This is a genomic window from Methylopila capsulata (assembly GCF_016907975.1).
Classification (GTDB): Bacteria; Pseudomonadota; Alphaproteobacteria; order Rhizobiales; family Methylopilaceae; genus Methylopila; species Methylopila capsulata.
Genome location: NZ_JAFBCY010000001.1, coordinates 472,554 through 486,015, shown reverse-complemented (window position 1 = coordinate 486,015; position 13,462 = coordinate 472,554). Strand labels below are relative to the sequence as shown.

The window sequence follows — 13,462 nt, the reverse complement described above, 5'->3', positions numbered from 1 at the left end:
CGGCAATCGTAAACGATTATATGAAGTCAAACTACCGAACAGCATGCATGCAGCTTATGATACGGCATGCTGGATCTGGACTTGAAAACCCTGCAGCTCGTCGCGGCGATCGCCGAAACCGGGAGCGTCACCTCCGCCGCCGAACGGGCGGGCGTCACCCAGTCCGCCGCCTCGCAGGCGCTGAGGCGCGCCGAGGCGCTGATAGGGGCGCCGCTGTTCGACCGCGGCCGGCGGCCGCTCACGCCGACTGCCGTGGGCCGCATGGTTGCGAGCCGCGCCCACGATCTTGCGCGAGACGCCGCGTCGCTGCTGGCGGACGCCCGCGCCGCGGCCGAATTGCCCGGTCGGATCGATCTTCGGATCGGGCTGGTGGATTCGCTCGCCGGCACCATCGGCGCGCGCATTGTGAAGGAGCTCGCGGACGGTGCCCTGGCGCTCAGCGTCACCGCGTGGTCGGGCCTCGCGCATTCGCACGCGGAGGCGCTGATGCGGCGGGAGATCGACGCCGCGCTGACCTGCGACCCGATGGAGGGGCTCGCGGACATGGAGCGGATTCTGCTGTTCCGGGAGCCTTATGTGCTCATCGCCCCCCGAGGCGCTGCGGACGAGCTTCGCACGCTGACCCTGCGTGAGGTGCTGGAGAGCCGCCGGCTGGTGCGGCACAGCGCCCGCTCCCACGCCGGGCGGCAGGTGGAGCGCCACCTCGAGCGCATGGGACTGAGGCCGCCGCGCGCCTTCGAGTTCGACACGTCCGACGCGCTGGTCGCCATGGTCGCGACCGGCATGGGCGTCGCCATCACCACGCCGCTCTGCCTGCTGCAAGGGCTGGCGCACGCCGCGGCGGTCGTCGCCCTGCCGCTGCCGGGCCCCGGCTTCTCGCGCGACCTGCTGCTGACGATGCGGCGCGGCGATCTGGAGACTCTGGCGCCGCGGATCGCCGACGTCGCCCGAGCGGTGGCGCGCTCCCATGCGCTGCCGCAGATCAGCGTCATGGTCCCATGGCTCACGTCAGAGAGCCTGGCGCTTGCCTGACGTTTCGGGAGGCCGCGGAGCGGCGTCGCGCGCCACGGCCTCCTGAAGGTCTATTGCTGCATGTAGGCTAGGCCGCCGATCACGCCGCCGACGATCGCTCCGGCCGCGCCGCCGATCGCTGCGCCCGCCGCGAAGCCGGCGGGTCCGCCGAGCGCCGTGCCGATGATCGCGCCCATCTCGCCGGCGCCCATGCCGGCGGAGAAGCCGCCGGCGGCGATCGCGACGCCAAGGCCGGTGGCGCTCTGGCCGCCGGCGACAGCGTCGAGTTCGGTCATGTCCAGTTCACGCATGGATCATCACTCCGACAGGTAGTGGGCCGCGACGAAGCCGCCGACCGCGCCGATCCCGAAGCCGACGAGGCCGCCGGCCACCGCACCCACCGGGCCTCCGACCGCGCCGACCATCGCGCCGATCTCCGCGCCGGCGCCGGCGCCGACGCCGAAGCCTGCAAGCGCGCCGCCGATCCCTCCTGCTGCGTATTCCATCGTCGTGGCGCCGCCGGACACGGCGTCCAGCTCGTTGACATTAAGCTCTCGCATCTTGTCTCCTATCGCTGTGACTGTGGAAAGTTCAGCACATAATTCGACTTAAGCGCGAGGATCAGAATTATATACTGAATATACTGAGGGTTAAAAACGAAATTGGGCGACAATGCGGCGGGAAGACGTCGGTTGCATCCGGACGCCCCGTAAGCGTCAGCGAGCTGACGCTTAACCTGACGTGGGAAGGGCGATCCGGCGGACGTGCGTCGCGGGTCGTCAGATCGACAAAAAAAGACGGCGCCGAAAGGGCGCCGTCTTTTCAGTGTGGACGCCGGCGAAGGCTCGCGGGCGTCAGGGTCCGTCGTTCAGCCGAGCATTTCGGCGACGATCACGCGCATTTCGGCGCGCGACAGGCCGCAGGGCTCGGGAGCCCAAGCCGCTGTGGAGGTCGTAGGAGTGGGAGCCGCATGGACGCGGCGATGGCTGCGCTCGCTGGCGCGAAGAGTTTTCGTAGTCTTTTTCATTGTTTTCCCTTGGCCGCTGAAGCTTTTGAGTCAGCGGGCCGAAACTGCCGGACAGCGCACGAAGCTGCGAGGAGCAGCGCCTGTCCGATGTATGAGAGTGTCGGGCGACCGGCGTATGACAAACGCTTCCGCGTTCGAAGCCTGGACCATCCGATAACGCTCATATGACATGCGGCCAAGGCGAATTCAAGTCGTTGACGGCGCCGTTGGCCAGTACGTCAACTGGTCGGCGATGATCGCGCCCCGCGCCTGCATCACATAAAGCCCGATGTGCTGGGTTTCCGCCTGGGGATGCGTGGCCGTCGGCGGCAGCCCGAGGGCCTGGGCCGTGGCCGCGGGGAGATCGTAGGTCGCCGAGCCCGGCGTGTAGGCCACGACGTCTCGAAGCGCGCCCAGCATCGGGGCGTCGCCGTGATGGTGGTTGCGGGCGGACAGCAGCGTCACGACGAGGTCCAGGTTGCAGATGTCGGTGCAGATGCCGACGACGACCACCGCCTCGAGGTCGTTGGCGAGGATCCAGTCCGCCAGCGCGTTCGAGCCGTCCTTCGCCATCGCGCCGACGAAGCCGTTGATGACGTCCTTCTCCAGCAGCGTCGCGCGCGGCGCGCTTTCGAGGAAGCCAAGCTCCGGGACGAGCCGTTCCTGGCCGCTGCCGCGCTCGCAGTGGGGCGGGTAGGGCGGCTCCGGCCGGCCGGGCTCGTGGGTGTCGAGCAGCGCGAAAACGGGACGTCCGGCGTCGAGAAAGCGCCGCGCCGTCTCGGCGACCGCCGCGACCATGCCGCCGATCTGCGCGTCCGGCGCGACGGGCGCGAGCGGCCCCGCGCCCACGGAGCAAAACCCGGCGACGACGTCCACGATGATGAGGCCGGCGCGCTCCGGAAGCGGATAGGCTGTGGCTGAAACCGGGAGGCGCTCGCGGAGTTCGAACAGGAAATCGCTCATGGCGCCACGGTCGACCGACGGCGCGCCCCGGTCAATCCCAAGCGGGGCGGCGCCCGTGAGGGCTGGCGCCATGCGTCCCGCCGCAGGAAGGCGGCTCCCAGAGACCGGCGACGAGCGACGCTTCGACATGGCTCCGCGCCGATCGCGCGGACTTCGCGCGCGACAGCGATTGAAATCTCATTCGATCCGGCGTAAACGACGGCCGTTCCGCTTCGGCGCCCGAATAGCTCAGCGGGAGAGCACACCCTTCACACGGGTGGGGTCACAGGTTCGATCCCTGTTTCGGGCACCACTTTCTCTTCGAGCTTTAACGGCATAACGAGCGCGGCTAAGAGATGGGCATGATCACGCCCATCGCGCTCACCATCGCTGGCTCCGATTCGTCGGGCGGCGCAGGGGTACAAGCCGACCTCAAGACCTTCTCGGCGCTCGGCGTCTACGGCGCGTCGGTGATCGTGGCGCTCACCGCGCAGAACACCCGGGGCGTGACGGCCATCCACGATGCGCCGGCGGCCTTCGTGACCGCGCAGATCGACGCGGTGTTCGACGACCTCGCGGTCGGCGCCGTGAAGATCGGGATGGTGTCGCAGAGCGCGACGATCGAGGCGATCGCCGCCGCTCTCGAAGCGCGCGCCGTCGTCGAGGTGATCGCCGATCCCGTCATGGTCGCGGCCTCAGGCGCCCGGCTGCTGCAGCAGGACGCGGTCGAGACGCTGAAGCGCCGGCTGATTCCCCGCGCTCGTCTCCTGACGCCGAACCTGCCGGAGGCCGCCGCCTTGCTGGGCGGCGCGGTGGCCCGTGACGAGACTGAGATGGCCGAGCAGGGGCGGGCGCTGCAGGCGCTGGGCGCGCGGGCGGTGCTCGTGAAGGGCGGCCACGCGGACGGCGCCGACAGCGTCGATGTCCTCGTGGACGAAGACGGCGGCGTGACGCGCTTCGTGGCGGAGCGCCATGTCACACGCAACACCCATGGCACCGGCTGCACCCTGTCCTCCGCCATCGCGGCGGAGATCGCGAAAGGCCGCAGCCTCATCGAGGCCGTCGCGAGCGCGAAGGCCTATGTCAGCGCGGCGATCGCCGCGGCCGACGAACTCACGATCGGCGCCGGCCACGGGCCGGTGCATCATTTCCACGCCTGGTGGCCCCAGCGCCGCTGACCTCGCCGTCGCAGGCTCGAACGGTCAGCGCCCTGTTGGTGCGATGGCGGCCGTCGCGCGACGGCCGCCGCCTGGGCGTTGGCGTCACACCACCAGGATGTCGGAGGCGTCGACCGTCGGCTTGCCGGTGAGCGTGGCGATCAGCACCGCGGCCTGCGCCTCGTCGGAGCCGTCCGCGTCGTAGAAAAGACGCCCCGTGCGCGCGTCGTAGACGATCCGCTGGTCCAGGGTCGTCGCTTCGGACCCGAGCGTGAATGCGTCCTCGGTCAGCGCGCCGGCGGACAAGGCCGTGAAGACGCTGGAGTCGAAGGCGACGACGTCTTCGCCATGGGTGAAATCGACGACGCGGTCTTGTTCGTCGACGAGGGGAAGAACGTCGAAGGCGAAGGTGTCCGCGCCGCCGTCGCCCCGGAGGACATCGGCGCCGTCTCCGCCGATGATCGTGTCGTCGCCGGCGCCGCCGAACAGACGATCGTTTCCGTTCTGGCCGAACAGCGTGTTCGCCGTTGCGTCGCCGGTGATGGAATCGCCGAAGTCGGACCCCACGACCGTCTCAAAAGCGGTGACGCCGCCGGTCCCGACGGCGCGGCCGGTCTCCAGATTGACGCGGGCCCCGGCGCCATAGAGCGAGTAGTCGAGCGCGTCGTCGCCGGCGCCGCCGTCGCTCAGGCCGCGAATGGCGGACCCGGCGTCGATCGCAAGCACGTTGTCGCCGGACCCGAACAGGATGGCGTTTCCGCCGCCGCCGATGATGCGTCCGCTGTTGATGACGACGTCGTCGAGGTTGCTGACGATCTTGATGGCGTAGCTCGATCCGCCCTGGATCGTGCCGGCGTTTTCGATCGTGGTCTCGAACGGCGCGTCGCCTTGGGAGCTGTCGTCGATGAGAATCCCGAGGCCTGCGCCGTAGATCTTTCCTCCGGCGAAGTTCGTGATGTCGCCGCCGCCCGCGGCGATCCCCTCCGCGGTGTTGGGGAGGCCGTCGGACCCGGTTCCGCCGGCGCCGAGGCCGCGGATGAGGCCGTAGTTCTGGATCGTCGCCTCGCCGTCGATATCGATCCCGTCGCCATCGCCGTCGTTGACGCCGTCCGGGCCGCTGTCGGGCGTCGTTCCGTTGACGTCCGAGCCCGCGGCGTCGGCGAAGAACCCGGTGATCATGCCATAGTTGACGACAAGGCCCGCGCCGTCGGACCCTATGCCCGAGCCGTTCCGGCCCACGATCGATCCGCCGGCCTCGTTGATCGCTCCGAGGGAGCTGTCCTCGCCCGCGTTGATCCCGTGACGGTCGCCGACGATGACGCCGCCCGAGGCGTTGAAGACGAGCCCGCCCGCTCCGTCCTCGATCTGCACGCCGTCCGCGCCCTGAACGTAGCCCGCCGCGGCGCCGCCGCGGATCGCGCCGCTGTTGACGAGCTGTGTGCCGCCGGCGATCCGGACGCCGTCGGAGATCCGCGACGCCAGCGAGCCGGCGTTGTCGATGTCGGCGAGGAACTCCCCGCTGGCGGACGCCAGATCGAGGGCCTGACCTTCCGCGGAAATGATCTTTCCGTGGACGCCGTTTGTGATCGTCAGCGTGCCGGCGCTCACCGTTCCCGCCTGGATCTGGATCGCGTCGTCAACGGCGAGGATGCGGCCTTCGTTGTCGATGAGAGCGGTCAGATCCGAGCCGACGGCCGTCTCGAATCGGATGGCGCGGCCGCCCGAGGCCGTGTTCTCGATCAGGCCGTCGTTGTGGATCTCGGCGCCGTCCGGCGCGGTCGAGAACCGCACGGTCTGGGCGTTGGTCGCGACCGAAAAGGTTCCGTCGACCTGCAGCGTGTCGCCGCCCGCCATGGTGAGGCGCGCGGCGAGCGTGTCGCCGGTCGCGACCGAATAGGCCGTCATGATGTGTCCCCATGCGCTCGCGCCCGTCTGAGCGACGGGCGTCGATTCATTCAAGCGCCGTGGAAACTAGTGCTCACGCATGACGCGCCGGCGACACAGCAGATACCGCTGTCGCCGACGTCGCCGGGGTCAGCCGCCGTAGGGGACGACGGTCTGGCGCTGCTCGCCCAGAAGATCGATGCCGAGGCTCACGACGTCGCCGGCCTTGAGGTACTGCGGCGGCTTCATGCCCATGCCGACGCCGGGAGGCGTGCCGGTGGTGACGACGTCGCCGGGGTCCAGCGTGACGAAGTCGCTGATGTAGCTGACGAGATGTTGGATGTCGAAGATCATCGTCGACGTCGAGCCGGTCTGCTTCCGCTTGCCGTTCACGTCCAGCCACATGCCGAGGTTCTGAAGATCCGGGATCTCGTCGAGCGTGACGAGCCAGGGTCCGAGCGGGCCGAAGGTCGGGCAACCCTTGCCCTTCATCCACTGGCCGCCGCGCTCCACCTGGAAGTGGCGCTCCGAGACGTCGTTGCAGATGCAAACGCCGGCGACGTGGGAGAGCGCGCCGTCCTTCGCGACGTTTTCCGCCCTGTCGCCGATGACGAAGGCGATCTCGACCTCCCAGTCCACCTTCTGGTGGGTCTTGGGCAGGACGACGTCGTCGTTGGGGCCGACGATGCAGTTCGGAGCCTTGTTGAACAGGATCGGCTCCTCCGGAATGGGAAGGCCGGTTTCGTGGGCGTGGTCGACGTAGTTCAGGCCGACCGCGACGAAATGGCGAACGCCGCCGACGCACGGCCCGAGCCGAGCGCCTGCGGGCGCGAGCGGAAGAGAGGCGGGATCGACCGCGCGGATCTTGTCGAGCCCGGCGACGGTCAGCGCCTCGCCGGCGATGTCGGGAACGATCCCGCTCAGGTCGCGGATCGCGCCGTCCTTGTCGATGATGCCGGGCTTCTCAGCGCCTGCGGGACCGAATCGCACAAGCTTCATGACGTCTCCTCATTTCATCAGCGCGCGTTGTGCGTCGCCTGAACTTTTGCGCGCGGATCATGCGGCTGGAGCCGCGCGGCGGCAAGCAATAGCGCCGCAGCCTTAGACTTTCGACAGCGAAACGTTCGAGGCGGGCGAAATGTGGTGCTCGCTTGCCACTCCTGCGGCGAAACCGCGGCGAAAATAGAGCGCGATAGTTGTCCGTTGGAATCGACCGCGTCACGCTCGACCAACACCGTCCAGCGAGACGGAATCAACGACCGGCTCTTTCGCAGGGTCGGCCCTACGTCGAGGAAATGCTCATGGTCGTGACCCCTATCCGCCACAGGCGCATCGTCATGGCGAGCGTCGCCGCAGCGCTCCTTGCGGGCGCCTCGTCGAGCGCAATGGCTGGCGCGTTCGGCCTCCGCGAGCAGAGCGCGACCGGGCAGGGCATGTCCTTCGCCGGCATGGCGGCGGGCGGCGGCGACTCGATTTCGGGCATGTTCTGGAACCCGGCGGTCGTGAACCAGGTCACGACCTTCCAAAGCGAGCAGCACGTCACCGGCGTGTTCCCGTCGTCGAAGATCGACGTCAGCGACGCGACCAGGAGGAACATCGGCGCCGTGACCGGCGGAACCGGCGCCACGGGCGACTCAGGCGACATCGGGCAGGGCGCGCTCCTGGCCGCCGGCTACAACGCCTATCGCATCAGCGACAAGGTCGCCGTCGGTCTGGCCGTCACGTCCCCCTTCGGTTTGGTGACGGACCCGCACGGGGCGTGGGGCGGGCAGGTTCTGGCCCGCTCGTCGAAGGTCATGTCCGTCAATGTTTCGCCGACGCTGGGCGTGACGCTCACCGATTGGCTGTCGATCGCCGGCGGCGTGCAGATCCAGTACTTCGACATCCGGCTGCGGCGCGCGACCGGCCTGCTGCCGACGTCGCCGTCCGCCACGCTGACCGGGGACGACGTGGGCTTCGGCTTCACCGCAGGCTTCACGGTGACGCCCGCGGAGGGAACGTCGATCGGCGTCGGCTTCCGTTCGGCGATCAAGCACAAGCTCGAAGGCAAGCTCAAGACGCCGGAGGGCGATTCGAAGATCGACGCCGACGTCACCCTGCCGGAGACGGTCTCCGTCGGCGTGCGGCAGGCGATCACGCCGGACCTCACGATCCTGGGCGGCGTCGAATGGACCAACTGGAGCCGTCTGGGCACGATCAACGTCAAGGCGCGTAACGGCGGCGCGACGTTGACCTCGCTCCCGTTCGAGTACGAGGACGGATGGTTCTTCTCGGCCGGCGCGGAGTACGCCTTCTCGCCGCAGTTCACGGGGCGGGCCGGCGTCGGCTACGAACTCTCGCCGATCACCAACAAAAACCGCGACGTCCGCTTGCCGGACGACGACCGGTGGTGGCTGTCGGCGGGCGGCGCCTACAACTATTCCGACCGGCTGTCGTTCGACCTCGGCTACTCCTACGTGTTCGTGCCCGGCCGGTCCAAGATCGACGTCGAACTGCCGGCCCCGCTGCCGTTCAATTTTGAGGCGACCTCGAAGTCCAACGTCCACATCGTCTCCGCCTCCGTGCGCTACAAGTTCGGCGGCGAAGCCGCTCCCGTGCTCGTCACGAAGTACTGAGACGGATCAGACGCCCGAGACTAAAAAAGGCCCCCGGCGAAACGTCGGGGGCCTTTTTCGTGGAACCGCCGGGACGCGTCAGCGCCGCGGCGAGCGTCAGAAGAAGGAAACGGCCCGAAGCTTGCGCTTCGAGCCGTCGCCGTCAGTCTTACTTATTTACCAAATAAGATCGCGGCCAACCGCTGGAGCAGGCCTGGAGGCTTTGCTGCAGGCGGAGTCTGTCCAGGGTGGTTTCCGCTCTACGCGTTCGAAGCGAAGGGGTGCTTCGCAGTCGCCGACTGGGCGACGACGTCCTTGGCCTTCGGCTCGCCGGCGACGGCGCGCTTGAGGGCTTCCTTGGTCGCTTCGTAGTTGTACTGCTGAATCTTGGCGTCGTCAGCAGCTTCCCAGTGGATGAACACGCCGACCGAAATGAACAGGTCGTCGGCTTCGTCCTCGGGGATCGTGCCGTCGGCGACGCAGTCGACGACAGCCTTGGCGACGCCGTACTGCGCCGGGCCAAACATCTGGACGGCCTGACGGGCGTCCTTGATGGTGACCTTGTTGAACAGGATCGTGTTCGGCTTGGCCAGCAGGTTGGGGGTCACCACCGCGAGGAGCGAGGTGAAGCCGTCCTTGTTGTTGGTCAGAGCGTTCACGAACGCCGACTCGGCGGTCGAGCCGCGCGGTCCAATGATCAGGTCGATGTGAGCGACCTCGTTGCCGTCGCCGACGAGCGACTCGCCGATCAGGGTCTTGGTGATCTTCGCCATAAGCATCCTCCCAGGTTAAGCCATGGTGTAGCCGGCGCCCCCAATGGGCGCGCCGACCGATGCCCTAGGCTATCTTTGCGTCTGCGTTCGGTGGGAGCCGAACCGGTTGACCCGATAGCGCCATGCAGGGGCATGCGGCGCGCACACTAGTCGGGACTTCCCGGCGACCGCAAGCGCTTCTTAGGGAGCGCCCCATATGCCGCACGCGACGACCTGCCGCTTCGACGGAGCCGGAAATCGCCCGCCAACTGTCATCGCGTTGCAGCATGTCGTTGTTGCAACGCAAAATAATAAGCGTAGACTGAGGTTTCCGAGGGGGACCCTCTTGGGTTTCCCGCGCGTAGGGCGGCGCTGTGGCGCGCCGCCCCCAAAGGGAGCCTGAGCGATGGATCTCGTCCTTATGGTGTGCCTTCTTGCGTCCCCGGACACCTGCCGCGAAGAGCATGTCGCGGTCGGTTATGAACTGACCGATCCCCGCATGTGCATGGCCGGCGCCGTTCCCGTGATCGCGGAATGGTCCGAGACCAACCCCGACTGGCGCGTCGCGCGGTGGCAGTGCGGCCGTGCGTCGCGCGCGGCGGCGCTCGACCGCAAGATCGGCGCAAACTGAGCCGTAAGCTCTTCATCATAAGAAAAGAATAATACTTAGAAGAGTGGACGACGTTATTTCTCGTGGTTAGTCTTGTAGTCCAAGACTGGGACGGGACACGCTCGATGCTGCGCCCCGCCGTTATGGCGTCTTGGTCTTTCGACCGACGACGTCGTGGCGTGGGATGCAGCTATCCGGGCGGCGCGGCGCGTCGGGCCTCCGTGGAAGGGTGACGTTTCGTCTCCGGTCTTGGCGACGGATCTTGGATCCCAACGACATGTCCGCGTCTCAAGCGGACCAACGCGGAGAGAACGATGCTCAAGAGATTGGCCGCTGCGGCGGCTGCGATCGCCTTCGGCCTCGCGGCTGCGCCGGCGGGCGCGGTGGACCTCGCCAAGGGCCGGACGACGCTTCCGGATCTTGTCCTCGGCGAGGAGAACGGCAGCGACTACGCCGTAAGCCAGAAAGACTACGAACTCGAGTCGGGCAAAGCGTACCAGCTCGACATCGTCTCCAAGGGCGGCAAGGAGTACAAGTTCTTCTCGCCGGAGTTGTTTCGCCACATCTGGATCAACCAGATCGTGATCAACCACCTCGAGATCCACGGACCCGGCGCGCCGCACCATCTGGAGTGGGACGACGCCGGCGCGATCCGCATCGAATTCGTCGTGATTCGTCCCGGCGACTTCAAATGGTGGATCGACGGCCTCGAATCCCGCGGCATGACGGGAACCTTCAAGGTCAAGCCGTGAGGGCGCTCAGAACAAGGCGCGCCAAGCGCCGATTTGCGAGAGGGAAGGAACCACTGGCATGACGAGAATGACGGCTCTGGCCGCGACGATCGCGGCGATGACGCTCGGCGCGGGCGCCGCCTACGCCGACGACGCTTCCAAGTGCGACGAGGGGATTGTGATGATCGAGGCCGAGCAGGCCAAGACCCATCCGGCCCCCGTCGCCGACGCGCTCAAGACCGCTCTGCGGGTCGCGAAGCGCGAGAAGGGCGAAAAGGAATACGACGAGTGCCTCGACGCCGTCGCCGACGCCAAGAAGGCGCTCGGAGCCAAGTAAAGTGACGCGTTCCACAGGGACGGAGGCGTCCGCGCCCCGTCCCATCGCTCCCCCGGACCGCCGGCGGCCCCGCGCCGACGGCTCTCCAGAAGGCGTCCGCCGGATGTGGCGCTCGATCTTCAGATCGCTTCGGGTCCGCATGGCCCTGCTGCTCGCGACGGCGGTGCTGACGACCGCGGCGGCTGGGCTGGCGGTCGCCCTCACGTTCAAAGTGGCGGACGATCATGTGGAGGAGCTCGCCTCCGCGCAGCGCCGGCTCGAGCTTCTGTCGGCGATCTCAGGGCGGGTGGGCGACTACGCGCTCGTCGCGCTTCAGACCACGGAATCGCAAGGCCAGCCCGACCGGCTGTCGTTGCCGCGCAAGCGGGTGCAGGAGACCTTCGTCCGGCTCGACGAGGAACTCGCGCGCGCAGTGGCGAGGGCGAGGGACGAGCAGGGCGCGACGATGGTCGCGGCCCGCAGCCGCGTGTTCGCGCAGATGCGCGGCCGATTCGACTTTCTCGATCGTCAGGCCCTGCAGTCGATCCGCGACGCGCGGGACGGGCAGGGCGGCAACGTGGAGCGTCTGCGCGTCGCCCTCGACAGTTTCGCCGCGAGCTTCGGCCCGGGACTGTCCCAGGCGATCGGCGAGGAGCGCGCCACCGCCCGCGAGGCGGAGGCCGCGATGGCGGGCTTGCGCTCCGCGCTGGTGCCGGGCGCGGCGATCGCCGCCGGGCTCGCGGCCTTGCTCGCCTTCGTGCTCTACCGCGCCATCGCGCGACCGCTGGTCTCGCGCATCTCCGACGTCGCCGCCGCGGCCGGAGAGATCGCCCGCGGCGAAAGCGGCATCCGGCTGAAGGTGCGGGGTCACGACGAGCTCAGTCTCGCCATGATGCGCTTCAACCGCATGGCCGCGCAGCTCGCCCGGCGCGAACGCCGGCTGATCGAGGCGCAGGCGCGGCTTCAGGAGATCGTGGACGAGCGCACGGCGGAACTGCGGGGCGCGAACGAGCGGCTGACGGACGCCGACCGTGCGCGCCGCCGCTTCTTCACGGACGTCAGCCACGAGCTTCGCACGCCGTTGACGGTCATCCTGGGCGAGGCGGATGTGACGCTGCGCACCAAGGGCGGGGTCGAAGACCTGACCGCGGCGCTGACCAAGATCAGGGGGCGCGCCAAGGGCCTGCACCGGCGGGTCGAGGACCTGCTGAGGGTCGCGCGTTCGGAAAGCGGACAGCTCGAACTTGAGCTTGAGCCGCTCTCGGTGAACGACCTGATCACCACCGCCCGCGCCAGCCTTGAGCCCAGCGCCCGCGCCCGGGGCGTGGCGCTCGCCGCCGAGCTGCCGCTCTTCGATCTGCAGGTCGAGGCCGACGCCGACTGGCTGCGCCAGGTGGTGGAGGCGCTGATCGCCAACGCGTTGCGCCACACCGCCTATGGCGGCACGGTCCGCCTCATCGGCGGGATCGATTCGGACGGGGCCGTCACCATCGCGGTCTCGGACGACGGCGAGGGGATTCCCGCGGACGATCTTCCTCACGTGTTCGAGCGGTTCTACCGCGGCGGGTCCGAGCGGGAGGGATCCGGCTTCGGCATCGGTCTCGCGCTGGCGCGCTGGGTGGTCGAGCGCCACCAGGGGACCATCACAATCGACAGCCGCACGGCTTCGCCGGGCCGCGCCTCGGGCACCACCGTTCTCATCCGCCTTCCTGCATTGACGCATCGCCTCGTGATCGGAGCACGCTCATGACCATTCTGATCGTTGAAGACGACGCCGACATCGGCTCGGTGCTGCGGCGGGGCTTCGCGGCCGAGAGCTATGACGTCGAGCTGGTGGCCGACGGCGACTCCGCGCTGGCGGCGGCCTCCGGCAAGCCGCTCGCCGCGATCATCCTCGACGTGATGCTTCCCGGACGGTCGGGCATCGAGGTGTGCAAGGCGCTCCGCGCCGCGGGCCAGACCGCGCCGATCATCATGCTGTCCGCGCGCTCCAGCGTCTCCGAGCGCACCGAAGGCCTGCTCGCCGGCGCCGACGACTACATGGTGAAGCCGTTCGATTTCGAAGAGCTGCTCGCGCGCGTGAAGGTCCAGGAGCTGCGCCGCGAGAACGACGGCGCCGACCAGCGCCATCTGGTCGTCGGCCCGCTCGATCTCGATCTCGAAACCCGGGTCGCGACCAGCGCCGAGGGCTCCACCCGTCTCACCGAGCGCGAGGTCGACCTGCTCGCCCTGCTCATGCGCCACGCCGGCGAGCCGCTGGCCCGCGCCGACATCTTCGCCGCGTTGTGGGCGGGGCATGGCGGCGCCTCGCTCAACGTGGTCGACGTCTACATCGGGTACCTCCGCCACAAGCTCGCCGACGCCACGACCGACGGCGCCCGGCTGATCGTCACGGTGCGCGGCCGCGGCTTCATGTACGCCCCGAACTGACCGCGCCCCTCCCATCTGCCGAGCGTCCC

The 13,462-nt window shown here is 68.3% G+C and carries 14 protein-coding genes and 1 tRNA gene; 9 read left to right on the top strand and 6 right to left on the bottom strand.

Going from position 1 to position 13,462, the window contains the following annotated elements:
• Positions 1-66 precede the first annotated feature (66 nt).
• Positions 67-1,032, top strand: coding sequence for a LysR family transcriptional regulator (locus JOD31_RS02285; RefSeq protein ID WP_204948690.1), 966 nt, complete (start codon positions 67-69; stop codon positions 1,030-1,032).
• A 50-nt stretch (positions 1,033-1,082) separates the two neighbouring features.
• Here the strand turns inward: JOD31_RS02285 and JOD31_RS02280 are convergent, their stop codons facing one another.
• The 3 genes from JOD31_RS02280 to JOD31_RS02270 all read right to left on the bottom strand — a co-directional run bounded on the left by JOD31_RS02280 (position 1,083) and on the right by JOD31_RS02270 (position 3,052).
• Entirely contained in the window at positions 1,083-1,322 is a 240-nt protein-coding gene (locus JOD31_RS02280) for a hypothetical protein (RefSeq protein WP_204948689.1), read from the bottom strand.
• A gap of 6 nt (positions 1,323-1,328) precedes the next feature.
• Positions 1,329-1,571 carry a hypothetical protein gene (locus JOD31_RS02275; protein ID WP_204948688.1) on the bottom strand — a complete coding sequence of 81 codons (243 nt, stop codon included), beginning with the start codon at positions 1,569-1,571 and terminating at the stop codon, positions 1,329-1,331.
• 653 nt (positions 1,572-2,224) lie between these two features.
• Positions 2,225-3,052 (bottom strand): isochorismatase family protein, encoded by an 828-nt coding sequence (locus tag JOD31_RS02270; protein ID WP_246482306.1) that lies wholly within the window; start codon positions 3,050-3,052, stop codon positions 2,225-2,227.
• A 145-nt stretch (positions 3,053-3,197) separates the two neighbouring features.
• Here JOD31_RS02270 and JOD31_RS02265 point away from each other — a divergent pair.
• A tRNA-Val gene (locus tag JOD31_RS02265) sits at positions 3,198-3,272 on the top strand.
• A 49-nt stretch (positions 3,273-3,321) separates the two neighbouring features.
• Entirely contained in the window at positions 3,322-4,137 is an 816-nt protein-coding gene (gene thiD / locus JOD31_RS02260; protein ID WP_204948687.1) for a bifunctional hydroxymethylpyrimidine kinase/phosphomethylpyrimidine kinase, read from the top strand.
• Positions 4,138-4,221: 84 nt separating this feature from the next.
• Here the strand turns inward: thiD and JOD31_RS02255 are convergent, their stop codons facing one another.
• Both JOD31_RS02255 and JOD31_RS02250 read right to left on the bottom strand, forming a co-directional pair.
• Complete coding sequence (locus tag JOD31_RS02255; protein WP_204948686.1) at positions 4,222-6,021, bottom strand: calcium-binding protein; 1,800 nt, start codon at positions 6,019-6,021, stop codon at positions 4,222-4,224.
• 129 nt (positions 6,022-6,150) lie between these two features.
• The gene (locus tag JOD31_RS02250) at positions 6,151-6,999 is read right to left on the bottom strand and encodes a fumarylacetoacetate hydrolase family protein (RefSeq protein ID WP_204948685.1); all 849 of its coding nucleotides are present in this window, start codon (positions 6,997-6,999) and stop codon (positions 6,151-6,153) included.
• A gap of 302 nt (positions 7,000-7,301) precedes the next feature.
• Between JOD31_RS02250 and JOD31_RS02245 the strand changes: the two genes are divergently transcribed.
• Positions 7,302-8,615 carry an OmpP1/FadL family transporter gene (locus JOD31_RS02245; protein WP_204948684.1) on the top strand — a complete coding sequence of 438 codons (1,314 nt, stop codon included), beginning with the start codon at positions 7,302-7,304 and terminating at the stop codon, positions 8,613-8,615.
• A gap of 239 nt (positions 8,616-8,854) precedes the next feature.
• On the opposite strand, the gene fae is transcribed toward JOD31_RS02245, so the two are convergent.
• A complete protein-coding gene (gene fae, locus JOD31_RS02240; RefSeq protein ID WP_020184978.1) occupies positions 8,855-9,367 on the bottom strand; it encodes a formaldehyde-activating enzyme in 513 nt (170 codons plus the stop codon).
• A 385-nt stretch (positions 9,368-9,752) separates the two neighbouring features.
• Here fae and JOD31_RS02235 point away from each other — a divergent pair, with 385 nt between their 5' ends.
• From JOD31_RS02235 to JOD31_RS02215, 5 genes are all read left to right on the top strand, one after another.
• Positions 9,753-9,977, top strand: coding sequence for a hypothetical protein (locus JOD31_RS02235; protein WP_204948683.1), 225 nt, complete (start codon positions 9,753-9,755; stop codon positions 9,975-9,977).
• A 293-nt stretch (positions 9,978-10,270) separates the two neighbouring features.
• Positions 10,271-10,708 carry a cupredoxin domain-containing protein gene (locus tag JOD31_RS02230; RefSeq protein WP_204948682.1) on the top strand — a complete coding sequence of 146 codons (438 nt, stop codon included), beginning with the start codon at positions 10,271-10,273 and terminating at the stop codon, positions 10,706-10,708.
• Between the two features lie 58 nt (positions 10,709-10,766).
• Positions 10,767-11,024 (top strand): histidine kinase, encoded by a 258-nt coding sequence (locus JOD31_RS02225; protein WP_204948681.1) that lies wholly within the window; start codon positions 10,767-10,769, stop codon positions 11,022-11,024.
• Positions 11,025-11,127: 103 nt separating this feature from the next.
• Entirely contained in the window at positions 11,128-12,753 is a 1,626-nt protein-coding gene (locus JOD31_RS02220; protein WP_204948680.1) for a sensor histidine kinase, read from the top strand.
• Positions 12,750-13,433: a response regulator transcription factor gene (locus tag JOD31_RS02215; protein WP_204948679.1), complete on the top strand. Its 684-nt coding sequence runs from the start codon at positions 12,750-12,752 to the stop codon at positions 13,431-13,433. Before JOD31_RS02220 ends, JOD31_RS02215 begins: the two co-directional genes overlap by 4 nt.
• Positions 13,434-13,462: the final 29 nt, after the last annotated feature.

Coding starts and splice junctions, on each gene's coding strand:
- JOD31_RS02285 (WP_204948690.1), top strand. CDS start 67: ATGCTGGATCTGGACTTGAAAACCCTGCAGCTCGTCGCGGCGATCGCC.
- JOD31_RS02280 (WP_204948689.1), bottom strand. CDS start 1,322: ATGCGTGAACTGGACATGACCGAACTCGACGCTGTCGCCGGCGGCCAG.
- JOD31_RS02275 (WP_204948688.1), bottom strand. CDS start 1,571: ATGCGAGAGCTTAATGTCAACGAGCTGGACGCCGTGTCCGGCGGCGCC.
- JOD31_RS02270 (WP_246482306.1), bottom strand. CDS start 3,052: ATGGCGCCAGCCCTCACGGGCGCCGCCCCGCTTGGGATTGACCGGGGC.
- thiD (WP_204948687.1), top strand. CDS start 3,322: ATGATCACGCCCATCGCGCTCACCATCGCTGGCTCCGATTCGTCGGGC.
- JOD31_RS02255 (WP_204948686.1), bottom strand. CDS start 6,021: ATGACGGCCTATTCGGTCGCGACCGGCGACACGCTCGCCGCGCGCCTC.
- JOD31_RS02250 (WP_204948685.1), bottom strand. CDS start 6,999: ATGAAGCTTGTGCGATTCGGTCCCGCAGGCGCTGAGAAGCCCGGCATC.
- JOD31_RS02245 (WP_204948684.1), top strand. CDS start 7,302: ATGGTCGTGACCCCTATCCGCCACAGGCGCATCGTCATGGCGAGCGTC.
- fae (WP_020184978.1), bottom strand. CDS start 9,367: ATGGCGAAGATCACCAAGACCCTGATCGGCGAGTCGCTCGTCGGCGAC.
- JOD31_RS02235 (WP_204948683.1), top strand. CDS start 9,753: ATGGATCTCGTCCTTATGGTGTGCCTTCTTGCGTCCCCGGACACCTGC.
- JOD31_RS02230 (WP_204948682.1), top strand. CDS start 10,271: ATGCTCAAGAGATTGGCCGCTGCGGCGGCTGCGATCGCCTTCGGCCTC.
- JOD31_RS02225 (WP_204948681.1), top strand. CDS start 10,767: ATGACGAGAATGACGGCTCTGGCCGCGACGATCGCGGCGATGACGCTC.
- JOD31_RS02220 (WP_204948680.1), top strand. CDS start 11,128: ATGTGGCGCTCGATCTTCAGATCGCTTCGGGTCCGCATGGCCCTGCTG.
- JOD31_RS02215 (WP_204948679.1), top strand. CDS start 12,750: ATGACCATTCTGATCGTTGAAGACGACGCCGACATCGGCTCGGTGCTG.